The sequence below is a fragment of the Veillonella montpellierensis DSM 17217 genome (assembly GCF_000426745.1).
Lineage (GTDB): Bacteria > Bacillota > Negativicutes > Veillonellales > Veillonellaceae > Veillonella > Veillonella montpellierensis.
On sequence record NZ_AUFY01000023.1, the window covers coordinates 1 to 21,200 of the forward strand.

14 protein-coding genes are annotated in these 21,200 nt (G+C 37.5%); 9 read left to right on the forward strand and 5 right to left on the reverse strand.

Annotation, left to right across the window (positions count from 1 at the left end; genetic code table 11):
• The 3 genes from K357_RS09630 to K357_RS09005 form a co-directional block, all read left to right on the forward strand.
• Positions 1-2,678 (forward strand): YadA-like family protein (locus K357_RS09630; protein WP_028257951.1); only part of this gene is annotated, 2,678 nt, incomplete at its 5' end.
• A gap of 560 nt (positions 2,679-3,238) precedes the next feature.
• Positions 3,239-3,997 carry a sulfite exporter TauE/SafE family protein gene (locus K357_RS0106330; protein WP_028257952.1) on the forward strand — a complete coding sequence of 253 codons (759 nt, stop codon included), beginning with the start codon at positions 3,239-3,241 and terminating at the stop codon, positions 3,995-3,997.
• 379 nt (positions 3,998-4,376) lie between these two features.
• Complete coding sequence (locus K357_RS09005; protein ID WP_038113768.1) at positions 4,377-5,711, forward strand: MATE family efflux transporter; 1,335 nt, start codon at positions 4,377-4,379, stop codon at positions 5,709-5,711.
• A 207-nt stretch (positions 5,712-5,918) separates the two neighbouring features.
• Here the strand turns inward: K357_RS09005 and K357_RS09010 are convergent, their stop codons facing one another.
• The 5 genes from K357_RS09010 to K357_RS0106360 all read right to left on the reverse strand — a co-directional run bounded on the left by K357_RS09010 (position 5,919) and on the right by K357_RS0106360 (position 12,437).
• A complete protein-coding gene (locus tag K357_RS09010) occupies positions 5,919-6,911 on the reverse strand; it encodes a YitT family protein (protein ID WP_051212157.1) in 993 nt (330 codons plus the stop codon).
• Between the two features lie 186 nt (positions 6,912-7,097).
• Positions 7,098-7,856 carry a TIGR03943 family putative permease subunit gene (locus K357_RS0106345; RefSeq protein ID WP_028257953.1) on the reverse strand — a complete coding sequence of 253 codons (759 nt, stop codon included), beginning with the start codon at positions 7,854-7,856 and terminating at the stop codon, positions 7,098-7,100.
• 12 nt (positions 7,857-7,868) lie between these two features.
• A complete protein-coding gene (locus K357_RS0106350) occupies positions 7,869-9,446 on the reverse strand; it encodes a permease (RefSeq protein ID WP_028257954.1) in 1,578 nt (525 codons plus the stop codon).
• On the reverse strand, positions 9,443-10,471 hold the full coding sequence (locus K357_RS09390) for a CobW family GTP-binding protein (protein WP_051212158.1): 1,029 nt from the start codon (positions 10,469-10,471) through the stop codon (positions 9,443-9,445). Before K357_RS09390 ends, K357_RS0106350 begins: the two co-directional genes overlap by 4 nt.
• Before the next feature lie 622 nt (positions 10,472-11,093).
• A complete protein-coding gene (locus K357_RS0106360) occupies positions 11,094-12,437 on the reverse strand; it encodes an MFS transporter (RefSeq protein ID WP_081658422.1) in 1,344 nt (447 codons plus the stop codon).
• Positions 12,438-12,841: 404 nt separating this feature from the next.
• Here K357_RS0106360 and K357_RS0106365 point away from each other — a divergent pair, with 404 nt between their 5' ends.
• The 6 genes from K357_RS0106365 (at position 12,842) to K357_RS0106390 (ending at position 20,761) form a co-directional block, all read left to right on the forward strand.
• Positions 12,842-13,957 (forward strand): SEL1-like repeat protein, encoded by a 1,116-nt coding sequence (locus tag K357_RS0106365; protein WP_028257956.1) that lies wholly within the window; start codon positions 12,842-12,844, stop codon positions 13,955-13,957.
• A 362-nt stretch (positions 13,958-14,319) separates the two neighbouring features.
• Positions 14,320-15,543 (forward strand): sodium/glutamate symporter, encoded by a 1,224-nt coding sequence (locus K357_RS0106370; protein ID WP_028257957.1) that lies wholly within the window; start codon positions 14,320-14,322, stop codon positions 15,541-15,543.
• A gap of 794 nt (positions 15,544-16,337) precedes the next feature.
• Entirely contained in the window at positions 16,338-17,789 is a 1,452-nt protein-coding gene (locus K357_RS0106375) for a nicotinate phosphoribosyltransferase (RefSeq protein WP_028257958.1), read from the forward strand.
• A gap of 88 nt (positions 17,790-17,877) precedes the next feature.
• Entirely contained in the window at positions 17,878-18,699 is an 822-nt protein-coding gene (gene nadE / locus K357_RS0106380) for an NAD(+) synthase (protein ID WP_028257959.1), read from the forward strand.
• Positions 18,700-18,737: 38 nt separating this feature from the next.
• A complete protein-coding gene (gene nadD / locus K357_RS0106385) occupies positions 18,738-19,427 on the forward strand; it encodes a nicotinate-nucleotide adenylyltransferase (protein ID WP_156004916.1) in 690 nt (229 codons plus the stop codon).
• Positions 19,424-20,761: a threonine/serine exporter family protein gene (locus K357_RS0106390; protein WP_028257961.1), complete on the forward strand. Its 1,338-nt coding sequence runs from the start codon at positions 19,424-19,426 to the stop codon at positions 20,759-20,761. The genes nadD and K357_RS0106390 overlap by 4 nt, the downstream gene beginning before the upstream one ends.
• Positions 20,762-21,200 lie beyond the last annotated feature (439 nt).

The window sequence follows — 21,200 nt, forward strand, 5'->3', positions numbered from 1 at the left end:
CAGACGCTGGTACTGTCGGTGTAAAAGGTGCTGATGGCAGTGCGGTTGTATTAAATGGCCAAGATGGTTCTATCGGCATGAAAGGTAAAGACGGTAATAATACTGTTCAGATTACTACAAAAGATAGCACTGTTGGTCTTGACGGCAAAGATGGTGCTACTAGAATTGTCGTTAAAGATGGTGATAAAACGAATGAATTAGCTACCATGAATGACGGCTTGAAATTCAAAGGTGATAGTGGTGATGTAGTCAACCGTAAATTGAATGAAACACTTTCAATTGAAGGTGGTGCAGATACAACAAAATTATCCGAAAAGAATATCGGCGTAGTAACTGATAAAACAGACGGTAAGATGCTAGTTAAATTGGCAAAAGACTTGAAAGACTTGACAAGCGTAGAAACGAAGGACGATCAAGGCAATACGACCAATATGACTGGCGCTGGTACAACTACAACCGATACTAAGGGGAATACAACTACTACAAATGCTACAGGCGTAACAACTACTGATGGAAAAGGTAATAAGACTACTACCACAGTGGATGGCGTAACAACCACTGACGGAAAAGGTAACACGACTGTTATCAATAAGGGCGGTATTACTATTAAGGCAAATGGTAAGAACGATGTTTCTTTAACCGACAAAGGGCTAGATAATGGAGGCAATAAATTAACCTCTATTACAGATGGTGATATTAGTAAAGATTCAAAAGATGCTGTGAACGGTGGTCAACTTTACAAGACAAACCAAGGTTTTGATGTATTGGTAGGAGAAGATAAAGCCGAAAACAGAGCTAATGTTGCCTTAGGTAAGGATAAGAAAGAAACCATAGAATTTGCAGCCGGAAATGGTTTGATTGCTACTATTGACAAAGATACTAAGAAGATTACCTATGCGATGAAAGATACTATCGAAATCGGCAAAAAAGGCGAAAAAGATGGTAAATTAGTTGTTAATGGTAAAGATGGAGAATCCATTACCATGAATGGCAAGGATGGTATCGTTGAAACTAAAGGCACAGATGGTACAACTGTTACTATGAACGGTAAAGATGGTACTGTGGGCGCTACAGGTAAAGACGGTACAACTGTTACTATGAATGGTAAAGATGGCACAATCGGTGGTAAAGGTGCAGACGGCACAACTGTTACCATGAATGTTAAAGATGGCACAATCAGTGCCCAAGGACCAAAAGGTGCTGATGGCAAAGACGGCGCGTCTGTTACTATCAACGGTAAAGATGGTACTACGACTATTAACGGTGCTACTGATAAAGACGGTAAGAAAAACACTATTTCTCTTAACGGTAAAGACGGCAAGATGGGCGTTACTGGCAAAGATGGCAATAGCGTTACATTAAATGGCCAAGATGGTTCTATCGGCATGAAAGGTAAAGACGGTAAGAATACTGTTCAAATTACGACCAAAGATGGCAAAGTCGGTGTTGACGGTAAAGACGGAGAAACACGTATTGTTGTCAAAGATGGCGATAAAGTCAATGAATTAGCTACCATGAATGACGGCTTGAAATTCAAGGGTGATAGTGGCGATGTAGTTAACCGTAAATTGAATGAAACACTTTCAATTGAAGGTGGTGCAGATCCAACAAAATTATCTGATAAGAATATCGGCGTAGTAACTGATGCAGCGAATGGCAAGATGCTAGTTAAATTGGCAAAAGAAATCAAAGGTCTTGATCGTGTAGAAACAAAAGTTCTTAAAGCAGATAACATCGAAACAAAATCCATGACAATGGGTGATGTGACTGTGAATGAAAATGGCCTTACTATTAAGAATGGACCAGCTGTTACAAAACAAGGTATCAATGCTGGAGGAAAAGCTATTCACAATGTAGCACCAGGTGTGATTGCACCGAATAGCCTTGATGCTGTTAATGGTGGACAACTCTTTGGTACAGAAATGCGTGTAGCAGAACTTGGTGGACGTATCAGTAAGGTCGGTGCTGGTGCAGCTGCATTAGCAGGACTTCATCCGCTTGATTTTGACCCTGATAACAAGTGGGATTTTGCCGCTAGTTATGGTAACTATAGTGGAAATAGTGCATTTGCATTGGGCGCTTACTACCGTCCAAGTGAAAGTTCTATGATTAGCTTTGGTGGAACAGTGGGCAATGATCGCAATATGTATAATGTTGGTGTTAGCTTGAAGATGGGTAGCGGTGAAAATAATGTAACTGGTTCTAGAATTGCTATGGCAAGAGAAATCATTGACTTACGAAAAGAAAATGATGGACTTAAAGGTCGCCTAGATGCAATGGAACGTAAAATGAATCAAGTGCTTACCCAATTAGATGCACCAAAAGATCAGTTGTATACACCAGCGATGTATCCAGATACACCTGACAATCATTGGGCATATGAATATATCAAACAACTCCAAGCAAAAAATATGTTGGGAGCGTTCCAAAACATGGCAAATAAAGCAGAACTTTCTCGCCATGAAATGGCACAAATGATTTATGCCGCATTGAAGAAAGGTGCACCAGTAGATGATATGATGGACAGAGCTTTGAGTGAGTTTGAAAACGAAATCAGAGATGTGCGTGATGCACGTATTCGTGTAGATCGATTAAAAGGTGATGTGTATGATGAATCAATCGATCGTGTTCGCGTTAATCCTGTATATGATACAAAACAATCTCAAGCCAATGTGTAATACATATTTCTAATAGGTACAACTAAAACAGCGAGGCTCATAGAGCCTCGCTGTTTTATGTATGTCCTTTTTATTATTTTATCTATGTTCCTATGCTACATGATTTGATGTATCGTCTTTCACAGTTTTACGTATGTTTTTTATTATTTCATCTATCTATCGATTAGGAAATTACTATGGTGTAGTAATGGATATAGTTATAGATTCACCATCGTAGAAGATGCATAGGCATCATGGATACGTATGGCGAAAGAGAATCTATGTTTTGAAGATAGGTGCGTATAAGTTTGCTAGATGTATAGGTTCTATTATAGATTGGTTTAACATTTTTTAAGAGTTGATATGAATAGAAAGAGAGAATACTATGATGTATAGCGATAGTCCTACTAATAGATGAGAACTGCTCTATATATGTGTATCATCATCTATGTGGTATATAATTTTTATGACCTCTATGTAGAAGGAACGATAGATTACTATATTTCATGGTATAATAAAGTAACGTTATATGTTGAAGGATACATTGTTAATAGGTATATATATGGAGAGGGGTAAGTACTATGGATATCGTCATAGCTACGTTTATATTGGGTACCATATTAGGTTTTGTCGGTGCTGGTGGAGCTGGCGTAGTCATTGCTCTATTGACGGTAGGTTTTGGTATTCCCATTCATTTAGCACTGGGCACATCTTTGGCAGCCATGGCATTTACCACTTGCTCTGGCGCATATAGTCACTATCGAGAAGGTAATGTGTACGTTAAGCTCGGTGTTGTGATGGGATTAGCAGGTGCCGTAGGGGCCTATATAGGATCTCATATTGCTAATGCTATTCCAGCTAATTTTATGCATTATTGTACAGGGATAATGTTGATTATATCAGCCATTTTAATCTACCTACGCGTCTATCATCCACACAATGGACCGTTTGCAACCCATGATCGAGAACCTATGGCAGTAGGTACTAAATTTTATAGTACCGCCATTGTAGCTGGTGTGATTTGCGGCATTTTATCTGGTAGTTTTGGCATTGGTGCGACTCCTTTTATACAGCTTATGTTACTTATTATTTTTGGCGTTCCTTTGTTTATCGCTGTAGGTACGACGATGTTAGTCATTTTGCCCATTGCTATATCCGGTGGTTTTGGGTATTTAGTGGCAGGTCATTTAGAAATGCTTTTATTAGTGGAAGTACTAATTGGTTTGACTTGTGGGGCCTATGTGGGAGCTAAATTTACTCGTCGTGCCCCACGATGGTTCTTACAATTCATGATGGTCGCAGCCCCTACTATTGGTGGTATGATTTTATTAATTAAGTAACGATGGTTATTTATGAAGCTTTGTATTATGTAAGAAATATGCATGTATTCTGTAAGGAAAATGTATTTTAATGAGCGATGTACATATGGTTAGTTGAGAAGAATTACGTACGTTAGCTATGGTATGGGAATAAGACCTTATGCATATCTTTTACAGGTCTAAGCAGGCTGAAATAAATTATTAGCCATGATTGATCGGTAAGAATGTGTTATATGATGAGAGACTATTATGTGGTATAATTTAATTTTTAATATACTATGATAGATACTATCTACTTTTATATGATATACTTTGATAGGATATTAAGAGATTATCTATGAATTTTATTATCTATAGAGTGAGTATAGTTTAACGAGGAGGTGAGAGTATTCGATTAGATATGACCCATGGTAGCATGGGAGATAAATTGATTATGTTTGCCTTGCCAGTAGCGGCAACCGCCTTATTAGAACAGTTATTTAATGCGGCAGATATTGCCGTCTTAGGCCGTTATATAGGCACTAGTGCAGTAGCAGCAGTAGGTAATAATTTTGCGATTATTGGCATGTATATTTGTTTGTTTATTGGCTTATCCTTAGGCAGTAACGTAGTCATCGCTAAATTGTTGGGAGCCAAACAAATCAGTTCTGTTAAAGAAGCGGTGCATACATCGTTAGTAGTAGGATGTATTGTAGGTGTTATGATGTGCATTGTAGGACAGTTAGTAACGCCCTATGTATTGCAATGGCTATCTGTACCAACGGATGTATTAAAAGATGCAGAAACATATATGCGTGTCTATTTATGGGGCATGCCGTTCATTAGTATCTATAATTTTGGTACCGCTGTGTTTAGAAGTAATGGTAATACAAAAACACCGCTAATAGGTCTAGTATTGGCAAGTATTGTGAATGTAGTATTGAATATCGTATTTGTTACTACCATGACTGATGGTGTAGCCGGTGTCGCTTTGGCTACGGTTCTATCTTTTGTGGTAGCCGCCACGTATGTACTAGGAAGATTATATCAGTCTAAGGAGACGATTGCTTTTCGTTGGCGCTTATTAGGAATTAACTGGTCTTTATTACAACCTATTGTTCGCATTGGCGTGCCTGCTGGATTACAAGGTGTTGTATTTTGCTTATCGAATATTTTAATACAAGAAGCAATTAATAGTCTAGGCCCTGATGTTATGGCCGCTTCGAGTATTTCCATAGCCATTGAAATGTTTATTTTTTGTATCATTATGGCTTTTTCTCAAGGGGGAACTACATTTATTAGTCAAAACTTTGGGGCAAAGCATATTAGGCGCTGTATACGGGTAACGGTGTGGTCTTTAGGCTTGGCATTTTTTTTCACCATCATAGCGTGTGGACTTGTCATGATATGGGCCGCGGACATAGCTGGATTTTTCAATCCAGATCCCGCTGTGATTGCTCTTTGCGTATTGCGTATGACTTATGTAGTAGCCTTAGAACCGTTACAAGTGCTGATTGATGTACTAGCAGGCGCTATGCGTGGTTATGGATTGTCATTAGCACCGGCTATGCTTACGTTGCTTGGCATTTGTGGTGTGCGCATTATCTGGGTATATACAGTATTTCAAAGAGATCCGTCTTTTGAGCTATTGATGATGGTATACCCTATTAGTTGGGCCGTAGCAGGGGGCTTATTAATTTTGCTATATATGTACTTTACTCGTCATTTATTGACGTTTTTACAACGAAATCGATAATAAAATATGCGAGTTGTAGACACATAAGTGTGTACAACTCGCATGTTTGCTTTTATAAGGAACTGTCGAATAGGTGGCATGTTTTATTCTGCTAAAATAGTGTATAACAGGTCAAGTATATCACTGCGTATACTAGGTAAATCGCAATCATACATAGTAAGTATGGTAGTAAGAAATGATTGTAGTTACCCATCAATTTGATGCTATCTATTCTTGCTTCGTAGTAGAAATTGCAGCATCTTCTTTATGATCTGTAGTTTCTTTGGTAGATGAAGTATATTCATCAGAATGTGTTGTGAAAGCGTCTGCTACTTCTTCCGATGTTTTGGCGTTTAATGAAGTAGGTCCTTGGATCGCCATGCTGAACCCTTGGCCGATTACTTCTGATGTGTCGGTAATAAACATAAATGCATAGGGATCGACTTCGGTGACCGCATTTTTGAGTTTAGCCACTTGCAATAGGCTTACAACGGTGAGAATGACTTCTTTCTTATCATGAGTATACGCGCCTTCACCAGATAGTAATGTAGCACTGCGACCAAGTTTGTGAATGATACTATCACAAATGAGATGTGGTTTATTAGAAATGATGAAGATAACTTTTCGCTTACTGAAACCCATTACGACACGATTCGTTAGTTCTCCCGTTAAAAATACATTAATGAGAGCGATAATGGCGAGTTCCACATTGGTAATATAAATGGCCATAGCAATGATTATACTGTTAAGCATAAATGAAACGGAACCGATTTGTAAACCATAGTATTTGCGGATAATGAGCGCAATGGGGTCAAGGCCACCAGTATTTCCACCATAGCGATAGACGATGCCGAAACCAATACCAGCAATAATACCACCTGCCATGGAGGCGATAATGGGATCATGCACGACTTGATAGGCAGATAAAAAATGAAGGGCATCAATGGCAACGGATACGATAAGGGTGCCAATGATAGTCATCATAGTTTGCCAGGTGCCTAACCATCGATAAGCGGCATAGATAACGGGAATGTTTAGGACCGCATTGATAATACCTACAGGAATGTCGGTCACATAATAGATGAGTAGAGCCATACCACTCATACCACTACTGGTTAAGTTGGCAGGTATGATAAAGAGGTTCAGGGCAAATGAAAAAATGAGCGACCCTACCGTTGTAGCGAGTAGGGTAATAACTTTATCTTTCCAAAATAATGTCATAGGGCCTCCTATTAAAATGTTATGAGTTACTTAGGTTGGCAGTATAGATAGGTTGTTAGCGTGCTATCTATTTTGCCTGTAATGCATTATGATACATAGACGATTAATACATGTCATGCTTTAGGTATAATAGAAAATTCGATTTGTTGCCACTGTATAGTATAGGCGAGTTAATGAGTAAGGAACTTATAGATTTGGATAAATATAACCATCAATTGGCATGGCATCCATGATTTCTACGTTGGTTACATAAGGACGAAGACGACCATGATTCATGCGTGTGTTAATATAACCTTTAACAGTAATCCAGGTTCCCTCTGGAAGTCGTTCATTATTTGGCGGTTCTGTCACCATACCAAATGAGGCTAAATCGGCAAGACAACAAATGAGCAATAAACGGGAAGTAGTAAATTCATTACCTGTTAATTCTGGCGATGAGTAGGATACAAAGCCAGTCATGACTACTTCATAGCCTTTAAATTCATCAACATTTTTAGTGATTTGTAAAATGGTTTTATAATAATTGTTACTATTTAATAAAATACGTTTATGTGTTCGATCAATACCGTCACCAGTGACCGCTTCTAGGTCGTAACCAAATGGTTTGTCGTCAATGGATACGACAGAAATTTCCTTGTTATCACTAGGAGAAGCGATGGCATAGTTAGGATATATGAGAAGTGGCACAGAGAGTAAAATTAGCGGTATTATACAAGTGAAACAATGCCAATATTTTTGCTGATATTGAACTGTAAATAGGCGTTTAGCTGACAGTAGACCCCATATAAATAATAAAGCTACAAAGAACCATAACCAATAGAAAGAGCGGGGAGATACTAAACTTTTATAGATACCACTTATAAGTAAGTAACTAATCAATAAGGCTAATAGTATGGATAGACAAGCTTCGCATAGTGCTTGTTTATTAATATGTATTAATTTCATAATGATCACCTGTTAGTATATAGCTGTTGCACCATAATACGCGAAGAATAAAGAAGCAAAGAAACATACTATACATGTAGTAATGAATAGACGTATGATAAATGACTTTGGAAATGAACTAGATAGGATGAGAATATTTTTGACATCCATCATAGGCCCTAGTAGTAAAAATCCCATAATTGCATTGAGTGGTAGATGGGTACTAAAGCTTTTGGCTACCATTGCATCCGATGTGGAACATAGAGATAGTAAACAAGCCGCTACCATCATACATAGAATGGATAGAGGAATATTGTTTTGTATGATCTTGGTGGTTACTGCATAGGTACCAAATACTTGGAATAGAGATGCCACCAATGAACCGACAATCATAAAAGGAGCCATATTGTAAAACTCTTTACGGCTATGTAGTATGAGTTGCTGCCAACGCGATGGCTGTTTATTGTCAAAGTCCCAGGTGGTAGCGTAGGATTTACGCATGGATTGAGCTAGATTGTCTGGTGTAAGTCCTCGATAGCGACTAAAGGTAGCACTAATTATGATGGCCCCTAGTATACCTAGCACTAAACGCCAAATCACTATTTCTGGTTGTCCATTAAAAGCGTAGTAGGTAGCTAGTATGGCAATTGGATTAGTAATAGGACTAGAGAGCATGAACATCATGGCTACGGGCACAGGGACACCTTTAGCGACTAAGCTTTTAAAAATGGGAATCGTCCCACAGTCGCATACAGGAAAGATGGCACCACTTAGCATAGCAACTAGATAGCCTTTAATAGGATTTCCAGACAATAATTTTTCTAAATAGCGAGGTGGAATCAGAATCTGTAAAAGCCCAGATACGATGGCTCCTGCTGCTAGAAATGGTAGGGCTTGTAATAAAATGGATGTCCAAATTAGTAGCATTTTATATATGTTTGCTATGGAGGCATTTGACACATATAGTAAAGCGCCTATATAGAAAATGGCTAATAGCAAGGCGAGCAGCAAGGGACGCGATAGATGAGATTTACGAACCTTAAAAATCGGTTTTTCATTCTCTCTATACGTGGATTGACGAGGTGGTAAGTTTTCTATATCGTGCCATGTATAGATAGGTCGATTATGAGCCATCTTTTGTAATAGGGTTGGCACTTTCCCCGTTGTCATAACGATTAGTACATCTGCTTGTTCGAGTTGGCTAGTAGGGGCATTTCCTGTTAAACCAAGCATATGCTCACAATAGCTAGTTGTTGTAACATAATATACTTGTGATAGTGAAAAGGCGGCTTTCATAGTCGGTAAGGCGCATAAACGTTCCAACAAAGAAAAATCTGCCATACCATTCCATTCAATCCACACTTCTTGAATATAATTATGTGCTATATATTCTGTAAGTTGCGTAGCAATCGTGTGGAGTGAATAGTCGGTAGGAATCGGCAATGATAGAACGTGTTTTTCGTCTATCGTTGCATGGCCTTGTTCACACTGACCAATTAATATACGCGACGCACTACGAGCGTTAGTCATTGCTTTTAAGCACGTAGTTTTTCCCGTACTGAGAAACCCCATGACTACATAGAGAGGAATTTTTTTATTGTTATAACTCATAAGGCATCATCCCATACAGCATGCACCTCATCTTCTGATAAGTGAGAACCGATAATAGTTAGACTGTTACCAGCAATGTCGATAGGTGCATCACTTATAGCATGTCCATTGTACTGAAAGCTCCTATATCCCTCTGGTGTAGGTAGAATTCCCTTTATACGAAGAATATGGTGAGGCCATGCATGTATTAGTTGCTCTATAGCAGCTATGAAGCTGCTAGTTGCGTGCGGATGCTGGATAGTTAGCGTAATCGCAGCAAACACGTCATGGGCCGCATGCTCATGGGAATGCTCGTGATGATCATGGTGCTCGTCGTGGCATCCGCAGTTATGATTATGGGTGCCATCATTGTCAGCTTGATGCGGGCCATGGTTGTGGGTCTCTGTATGAGAAGAGCTTGTTTTCTCCGTAATAGACGCATTATCATGGGACGCAGGGCCCATTAGATAGTCATAGAGTGAAATGTCCTGCCATGATTCTGTGTGAATGGGAGCAACATGATTAATGTCTTGTATACCATCAATTAATTCTTTCGTTTGTGCTGGCAATACATGAGCTTGACTAAGAAAAATATGATGGGCATAGGTTAATTGATTTTTGTAAAATTCGCCAAAATTCCGTAGTAATAATGTACCTTGTTGTGCATCGGCAATAGTGATTATATAATCTACAGATACTTTTTCTTCTAATTCCTTAGAGCTACAGGCTTGTATAATATCTGATAGTTTGGCGACGCCAGATGGCTCGATAATTAATAAATCAATAGGCTGATCGGTTGCTTGTAATGCTTGTAATACAGATGTTTTAAAATCACCTGCTAGACTACAACAAATGCAACCAGAGGTGAGTTGTGTTAATTGAATACCTGTATTTGATAATATATCAGCATCATAACTAACACGACCAAAATCATTTTCTAGTATCATTAGGCGCTCTGGTGCTGGATATTCATTAATGAATTGTTGAATGAAAGTCGTTTTGCCGGCTCCAAGAAAGCCAGATATAATCATAATTGGTGTTTTCATACATATTTCTATACTAGGTAATTAGTATAGCTCCTTTCTATAGTATATAATAACAAATTACTCATGATAGTAAAGGATAAACTCTGTAGAGATTATCGTATGTAGGATTACAATAGACTATCTTTATGAACGTTATATCCTTATCACTTGTATGTTAGATATGGTATGTTCGAGAAAATTATATAGTCTTTCATTAGAAGGATTATATAGTTAGTAGAATACCTTTATTATTATATACCTATGTAACGAGTAGAATCTATGGAGAATTGAATAATTTTGATAGGCCATAGTGTTGATAGTGTGTTTGGGGCTGTTATTATTAAAAGTGTTTTTTAAGGCGTAGTTTTTCTCTATCATCTATCAATATAGGCAATGATAGAATAGAGTGGTATTTTTATGGAGTCTATTCTGTTATATGGATCTATTGGGCGGTTCAGATAGATAGAAAGCCTTATAACAATGAACACTGGCATACATCATTATACTTTGATGTATGCCAGTGTTCTTATGTATTGTAGATAAGGTTAGCTATCATAGCCTATCTATATGATACAGTATTTTTTTGAAAATTTATCTGTTATAGCTTATGCCATGTGAATGAGTAATAACTACCGCCTAGTTATTATTTATTTGTGTTAGAGAAAGATTTAGATCCTGTTTTTTCTTTTGGTAATGTTAAACAGAGTAAGCCGGCTACAAACATAGCGGCCCCCATAATGTAATAACCAAGGTTAATATTTCCCGTATATTGTTTAATGATACCTAACATGTAAGGCCCCACTAATCCGCCTAGATTACCAGAGGAATTAATGAGTCCCATGGCACCAGCAGCGGCCGCTCCTGATAAGAATGCGGTAGGAACGGTCCACCATACGCCCATGCCACCATATACGCCAACGGACGATAAACAAATGCAAATTAAGCTTATTAATGGCGTAGGTGCTAGTGGTGTAATAGCTAAGCCGATAGCACCTACAAATAGTGTAAGGGCGATGTGCCAACGTTTTTCACCAGTTTTTGTGGAAGAATGACCACACCATAACTGAATTATCAAGGCTGCTATCATAGGAAAGACGATGGACCAACCAACTAAACTAGGGGACCAACCAGATAAATTTTTTAGTACTTGAGGCATCCAGAAACTAAAACCCCAAAATCCGACAACCCATAAGAAATAAATTACGCATAATTTTAATACTGTAAGGTCTGTTAATGCTTGCCATATGGTATATTTTTTTTCGCTTTGTTTTTTTGCTTCTTCCTTTGCTAATTCAACCGCCATATAGTTTTTTTCAGCATATGTTACCCATGAAGCTTCACTAGGATGCGCTTTCATCCAGAAGGCAAAAATGAATGCAAATATAATAGCTGGCACAGCCTCGATAATGAATAATGTTTGCCAACCGTGTAAACCAAATAAATCCATTTCTAGTAGTGTACCAGCTAAGGGCGCACCGATAATAGAAGAAAATAGTAGAGACGTTAGCATATAGGAAATGGCTTGTGCCCGTTCTGATGGTAAATACCAGTTTGGAATTAATAGGGAATAGATGACAGGGTAGAGTGATGCTTCACATAGGCCTAATAAAAAGCGATATAGGTAAAATTCAAATTGTGTGCTCATAGTTGTCATTAGTATGCAGACTAATCCCCAACTAAACATGATGCGAGCAACCCATTTCATAGGATTAAACTTAGAGGCTAGTATAGAAGCAGGTACTTCAAAGACTACATAGCCGATGAAAAATATGCTGGCCCCAGCACCAAATACTTCTGGTGATAACCAGGATAAGGTATCTTTCATGGTCATTGCAGCATAGGCAATATTAACACGATCTAAAAAAGCGATAATGGATACGAGAAATAAAGGTAAGATAACATGTAACAAACGACGTCTTCTAAAATCTTTATGATCGATTGTTACCACCGATGATTGACAATTTCCCGCTTGGGTTGGGTGTTCCATATACAGGACCTCCTTATACAATTCATACTATAGTCATACATCAAAAATATAGTAGGTTGAACGAAAAGAGGTCTTGTGGACCTAATTTGATGGTTGGATAAACCTTTATGGTGAAAGATGCTGTATATATCTTATGGATATGGACAGCAAGGTCGAACAAATCACTATTTTTTTATTATAACAAGGGGTATCAAATATTTCAAATCTGAAAGATAAAAATGGTTGCTACATAGTTTCTTTTATGGTCCGATGCACTAGCAGTATGTGAAAGACTGTTTATAGTGTATAATAAATGGTGCTGTTTTATGTATTATTATATTTATATTATTTGACTAGAAGAAGTATAACTTAGTTATAGATCGTGTAAGGGTAGTCATTATAGATAGAGAGGCAAGGAGATAATCATGATGATGGTAAAGACCAATGAATTACTTCGTAAAGGGGAAGTATTATTTTTATCCTATCAATTAGAGGAGGCGTATGCTATTTTTTCTGAATTGGCACAGGAGGAAGAACCTCGGGCTATGTATTTTATTGGGGAGTTATATTGGCAGGGGTTTGGCCTCGCTTCGGTGAATCACGTTATGGCCTATGAGTGGTATAAAAAAGGTGCTAAATTAGGAGATCCCTTGTGTCAACTTTGTACGCTGTTACATATGGAATTAGATAGCAAAAAGGATAGTAAGGACGAAAAAATTCAGGAAAAGATTAGTGATTTACTTCCTACGCTAGAAAATATGGCGAAAGCGGGAGATGCTTTTGCACAATATGAGTTGGCTAGCGTATATGTAGGGAAAAGTGGTATTACGATACATCATCATAGCAGTACACATTGGATGCAATTAGCAGCTAGTCAGGGACACTATGGTGCTATGAGTGAACTAGTTAAGTCTGCTTATGGGGATAAACGATTTGACGATGCCTTTGTTTGGTGTGATAAGTTGGCCCATATGGGGCGTGTGCACGCTATGTATAGTTTATCTACATTATATAAAGAAGGCCTAGGTTGTGATAAGAGTGAGCAACAGGCAGCTATCTGGTTAGAAAAAGCTGCTACGGCAGGATATGCAAAGGCGCAAGTCGAACTAGCTGTCTATTATGAAGAGCAAGAAGATGAAGATAGCACTCTATTTTGGTATGAAAAAGCAGCAGAACAAGGTGTTCTTTCTGCTCAGGTTGAAGTTGCTTATGCATACATGGGAACTACTGTAGTCGCTGCTAATCATGAAAAAGCTTGTTATTGGGCTAATCAGGCAGCAAAACAAGGCAGTAGGGACGGTAAATTCTTGCTAGCTCAATGTTATTGGGAAGGGTTGGGCGTAGATATGAATCATGCGTTGGCAGATAATTTATTAACTGAATTAGCAAATACGCAGGAAGCAGATATTGTATATAGTGTGGCTCGTATGTATGCTAAGTATGGGGTAGAGGAAAAAGCACAGACTTACATGATACAAGCGGCAGAACTTGGATCTAAAGAAGCCAAAACTATTATAGCTACGAATTATGAAACTAAATAAGGAATAAATTTTCTTTATATAGAATATAGTGTTACCTGGGTCATAGTGTGGATAAGAAACATGATGATGAGGGTATAGTATTTACAAATCCATATATAGACAATCTTTTTAGAGATTGCCATAGATATACTGACCCGTTAATGTATGGTGTATACATGGAGAAATCAGTAAATAATAATTGTATTTTTACAAATTTTTATAGTATAATATAAAAAATAGTAATACGTTCTATAGAAAAAGTTATAACTCTACTCTTTATATAGTAGAACCTAGATTTAGGTGTACATGTGAAGGGAGTGTAATTTTATATAGAGGTTGCTATGAAGTAATCATGCATTATGTGTGCGAGGGAGGTATAAATTATGGGTGGCGAAGCATTACTAATTAAAGTAAGCAGCGTACAAGCTGTAGCATTAGCCTTTGTAACATATTACATTGGCGTTTGGATAAAAAGTAAATTTATAACATTACAAAAACTAAGTTTACCATCAGCTGTCATCGGAGGGTTACCGTTTGCTCTTATTCTTTCTATATTACGAGTATATGGCATTTTAACAGTTGAATTTGATAATGCTCTTTCTACAGTAGCTTTATTGGTATTCTTTACATCGATTGGTATGATGGCAAGCCTTAAATTAATTAAATATGGTGGTATGTCACTGATTGTGTATTTATTGGTATCGACTGTACTAGGGTTTTTCCAAAATTTATTGGGAATGAGCATTGCTGGTGCAATGGGAATTGATCCGCATTATGGTATCTTGGCTGGCGCCGTATCGTTAATGGGCGGCCTTGGTACATCGGCAGCATTTGGGCCTTATTTTGAAGAAACGTACGGTATTACAGGAGCCACTACTGTGGCGATTACATCAGCTACTTTTGGTATGGTGATTGCTTTAGTACTAGGTGGACCATTTGGCGAATTTTTAATAAAAAAATACAAAATTGCTACACCAGGACATCATAGTGATGATGATACGCATTTAGAACCACATGTGTATGATATGTCGATTTTGGAAGAAGAAGAAACTACAGATGTTAATGGTACATTAAAAGCATGTGGTTTTGTATTCTTGGCTGTAGGGTTAGGTGCTATTTTAAGTTCCTATTTAAATGAGCTTATTACCTTACCAGCGTATATTGGTGCCATGTTAGTGGCAGCGGTTATTCGTAATATTGGTGATTTTACTGGCAAATACCGCGTGCAAGGCGGCGGATTGAATGTAATATCTGAAGTGGCATTAACCGTGTATGTAACGATGGCGATTAATAGTTTGAAACTATATGAACTTGTTAATTTAGCAGGTCCTCTTATTCTTATACTAATAGGTCAAACTGTGTTAATGATTCTATTTGCATGGTTAGGATACTTCTTACTATTTGGTAAAACCTATGATGGAGTCATGCTTGGTGTAGGTGGTATCGGCTTTGCTATGGGTGCTACAGCCAATGGATTGGCTAATATGCAAGCGTTAGCTGAAAAATATGGGCCATCACCACGAGCGTGGTTGATTGTATCGTTAGTAGGAGCCTTTTTAATCGATTTTATTAACGCCATTATCATCACTTGGATGGGGGCTTGGTAATTCTTATAATCTATACAGATTATGAGTACTTAATCGCCTTTACTTACTATAGTATCCATATATGTAGTAAGATACGTATAGCGTAGATGATTGATTAATAGGATTATAAAAACGTTGAATTGCATAGTAATAGTAGTAACTATTACTCATGTAACTCAACGTTTTTTTAGAATTTTTATTTTATTTATATCCTTATGGTATTGATTGTGAGGATATGATAACACATTAACTTGGTTGGTAACTTGATTTTATGAATCATCCTTGGAAATACACTCATGCAATCGTTTGATTTCATTTGCATTGTGTATGTAGTGATACCTTTCGTTGGTGATATAGTTTCACTTGCCTATTAGCTTACAGACCGTATCATTTTATGAATATTAGGTAGAGGATATATTCCATATGTCTGTACATACTAATATAAGAATGTATCACTTTGACGATGTACGTGTATTATGATTTCTTTTACATGTAGCAATAATGAGTCATTGCCAGCTGGTATCATCTGGACTATCGCATTGATGTATTGGAGATGCTCTTACAAGTCTATATTTTTATAGTAGTATTTTATACGTTTTTGGAGCATCATGTATAATCTATTTCTTATATATGTGTATTATTAGAGGAAACTATAGTAAAATAAATACAGAGTTTTGCATCATTGTATCTAAGATGTGTTATACACAACTTAGAAAATCGTATGTACTCTGAAATGGTATAGGTATATGATAGTTATATCATGTTAGAATAATTAATAATAAGTATGGATGTAAGTCAGTATAAGGTGATAGCATATGGTTCAGAATAGTCAACGAAATATAACGATGCTCATGGATTTATATGAGCTAACCATGAGTAATGGATATTTTTCTGATACGTATACAGATGAACAAGTTGTATTTGATGTATTTTATCGAAAAAATCCAGATAATGCAGGATTTTCCATCTTTGCAGGGTTAGAACAAGTGATTGAATATATAGAAAATTTACATTTCGATGAAGAAGAAATTGCTTATTTGCAATCCTTGCAGATTTTTAAGGAAGAATTCTTAACCTATTTATCGACCTATCAGTTTAGAGGACATATTGAGGCGTTACCTGAAGGGACGATTATGTATCCCCATGAGCCTATTTTAACGGTAACGGCATCGATTATTGATGCACAATTAATCGAAACGGCAGTATTAACGATATTAAATCATCAATGTTTGATTGCCACTAAGGCACAACGTATTGTGAAAGCTGCTGCAGGTCGTGGCGTAGCTGATTTTGGCGCACGGCGTGCTCATAATGTGGATGCTGCAGTATATGGGGCTAGAGCTGCGTATATTGGTGGTGTTGCTAGTACGGCTACAGTATTAGCAGGACAGATGTTTTCAATTCCTGTGAGTGGTACTATGGCGCATAGTTGGGTTATGTATTATGGTGATGAATATGAAGCGTTTAAGCAGTTTGCCAGTGTATATCCTGACGCTACTATTTTATTAGTTGATACATATGACGTACTACATTCTGGGATACCGAATGCTATTAAGCTGGCGAAAGAAGTGTTAATACCGCAAGGAAAACGATTACAAGGTGTACGATTAGATTCTGGGGATTTGGCGTATTTGTCACAAAAAGTGAGAGTTATGCTCGATGAAGCAGGACTTTCAGATTGTAAAATTATGGCCTCTAATAGTTTAGACGAATATACAATTCGATCCATTTTACAACAAGGTGGTGCCATCGATGGATTTGGCGTAGGTGAACGGTTAATTACGGCTAAATCAGATCCTGTATTTGGTTGCGTTTATAAGATGGCTAGCGTGAAACGAAATGGACAATGGGAACCGCGTATCAAGGTGTCTGAAAGTATTGAAAAGATAACCAATCCGGGACGAAAAGCATTATATCGTGTGTATGATGCTAAAGGATTTGCCATTGCTGATTTAATTGCCTTGGCAGATGAGACCGTATCTATGTCTGCACCGTATCGCTATATTCATCCGCAAAAACCATGGAAAGAGATGTATTTTGAAAACTGTACGGTAAAACGATTGCAAGTGCCCGTTATCGATGGGGGAAAACGAGTATATCCTAAGCAGTCGCTTGCGGACATAAGAAAGTTTGTACAGCATCAAATTGATCATGAAATTTGGCGGGAAGAACAGCGCTTTGAAAATCCTCATATTCATTATTTAGATATGTCACCTTCTTATTATGCTATGAAAATGAATTTACTTGATAAAGTAGATAAACACTAATTACATAGATACATACAAAATTGTTACTCATTGATAGGAATGTGAATCATATAAAAATGGTGATAAATAGTATATAATGGAGAGTAAGATGTTAAAAAATGCAAAAGAAACAGCCTTAGCTATCGAAATGTGGATTCGTAATTATTTTGATGCTGCAGGGGAACATACGAAAGCAGTTATTGGCCTATCGGGTGGTAAAGATTCTAGTGTAGTAGCAGGCTTATGTGTGGCCGCTATAGGTAAGGAACGTGTCATTGGTGTTTTAATGCCGAATGGGGAACAACGTGATATTGCCGATGCTCATCGAGTAGCCAATCATTTAGGCATGCAGACAGTAGTTATTAATATTGCATCTGGAGTTAACAGTATGTGTGACGCTATCGAGACGGGCTTGAAGCAATCACCTAGTATGTGTAGGAATCTGATGAATATAGAAACTGAGTCGAAAGGGTCTACACTCTTATCAAAAGATACAATGATTAATTTACCAGCTCGTATGCGTATGCTTACTTTATATGCAGTAGCCCAGTCTTTAAAGGGCGGCGCTAGAGTAGCTAACACGTGTAATGCTTCGGAGGATTATGTAGGGTATTCTACGAAATATGGTGATAGTGCTGGTGATTTTAGTCCATTGCAACATATTTTAGTAGAAGAAGTGCGTCAGTTAGGAGAAGTACTAGGCTTGCCGTATGAGTTAGTGTATAAAGCTCCATCTGATGGGTTGAGTGGCATGACAGATGAAGATAAATTAGGATTTACCTATGAAGCATTGGATCGTTATATTGTCACTGGACAATGTGACCAGGCTAATTTACAAGTGAAAATTGATCGATTGCATGAAAGTAATTTACATAAATTGCAAGTCATGCCGGCGTTTATATTAGAACCGTCTAGTCGATTGCGTGAGTAAAGAAATATAGTAGTTTTCAGTGCTTAATGGGGGTTATGATGACAACTGTTAATCAGGTTAGGGGATGGGAGCATTTGAAAGAAATAGAGCATATAGATGAACATCGACGTATCGGTGTTTTTGGAGGGACCTTTAATCCTATTCATATGGGACATCTGATGATTGCTGAGTTTGCTACAGAAGCATTTGGATTAGAAACAACTATTTTTGTGCCTACTGGTAGTCCACCACATAAAGATGTTGCTATAGCGAGTGCAGCAGATCGATACCAGATGACAGCACTGGCAATTCTTGATAATCCGCGATTTACGATATCTGATATAGAAATACAGCGAAGTGGTGTATCATATACAGTTGATACAATCCGTGAATTGAAAAAACAGTATCCTAAGGGAACAGAATTTTATTTCATTTGTGGTACTGATTCGATTCAAGATTTACCAAATTGGAAATTCAACAGAGAATTATTAGAACAGGCTTATTTTATAGGTGCCACTCGCCCAGATGGGTCAGATTTTATTGGCAATATTATTGATTATTTTGGCGCATTAGGAAAAGAAAAAATTCATTTATTGGAAGTGCCAGAATTGGCATTATCTGCTACTGTTTTGAGAGAGAGACTTAAGGCGGGACAATCTGTTCGCTACATTGTACCAGATGTAGTGATTCGATATATTGAAGAACATAGTTTATATAGTGGAAATTTACAGATAGAGTATTTTCTATGAAAGAAACAGAATTATTTTATGAACAGCCCTTTACGATGATTGGGCGTAAAATGAAATTATTAGTGGATACAGGCCGCTTATTATTAGAAAAAGGGTCTGATACAAATCATTTGATACGAGATGTAAAACGAGCCGCAGTATTTATGGGGATGCATGAAGATGATGTACATGTTCATGTCACTCATAATACAGTTATGGTGGCGATTACGACGGAAGATCGGTCCTATACATCGTTTACCAAGACTACATCCCATAGTGTAGATATGACTAAGTTGTCGGCGTTGAGTAAATTATCGTGGCGTGCGTTGGAGAATCGTTATACACTAGATGAATATGAAGCGGAATTAGAACGTATTGAACATATTCCATCTCACTATCCATTAATACTACGATTTTTGTCAGCAGGTATGGCCTGTGCAGGATTTTCCATACTATTTGGTAGCAGTTATTTAGCAGCTATGATAACGGCTGTTTGTGCTACTATTGCGTATGCTATGCGTCGCGCGTGTGAACATTTAAAGTTTAATGGATTTATTAATATAGCCATTGCAGCTTTTGTAGCTACTGCATTAGCAGGGTTTTCTTGCTATGTGGTGGGGGATACTACCACTATGACCTATGCCATGATTTGTGCTAGTTTATTTTTAATCCCTGGTGTGCCATTGATGAATGCTGTTAATGATTTGCTCAATGGATTTACAATTTCTGGTGTAGGGAGAGCCGTTTTTACCTTACTTATTGTAGGTTTTTTAACATTTGGTATTGTTGTGGCCATACATTTGCAGCCGCAGGGGAATATTAGTCAATTACCTATTTTACCTACCTTTGTGTCGCCTATTCATATTATAGCTGGAGGCATTTCAGCCTTAGGTTTTTCTACGTTGTTTAATACGCCAGTGCGCTTGTTGCCTTTTGTTACTTGTGGTGGCGCATTAGCGGTGGCTATACGTAATATACTATTAGTGTCGATGTCGTTTGGGTTGGTATCCGCCTCTTTGGTGGCTACCATCGTAATCAGTGTAGTTATGATATTCTTGGCAAAAAAGGGGAATACGGCAGTATCAGTTTTATCGATTCCGTCAGTGATTCCCTTAATTCCAGGAGTGTTATTATATCGCTTTGCTTATGCGATTATGCAAATTAATGGATTGGATCCGAATGGCTTTTTACAAGCAGAGCAAGCTGGATTTACAGGAATTATCACCATCTTTTGTATGACCATAGGTGTAGCAACACCTACTTTGTTTGGCAGCAGCATTATGAATCGTGATAAAAGTGAACGGGTGCATATGCTTGTAGAAGCTCGTCGTAAACAAGATTTTTTGCATTCGTAGAATATGGTGCCCCTAATTTGTATGTACAAGGCTCTTTAGTAGAGAGTCATCATTGATATGGTTAAGAAATCGTTTTATGAGTAATCATGAGGATGATAGATATATAGATATCTACCATCCTCATGGTTACTCTATTTATATAGGGGAATGTGAGAAAGTGAAAATTTAGTGTTATGTCATGATGTTTTATATCTATATTCTATATAGAGTGTGTAGTGCAATAATTGATATTACATTAGTAGGCACGGTATCTATATTTCATATAGAATGTGTAGGATAGATACTTTCAAAATAGGTGTGACTTTGTTATAATACACTTGATTGAATAAAATCGATATAAAGATATATGTTAGAAACATACATGTGTAGTATCTGACTGTATAGTTCATAGTTGGCTAGTCCGTTATGCATAGTGTGTTTGTGGATATAGTTATTGAAT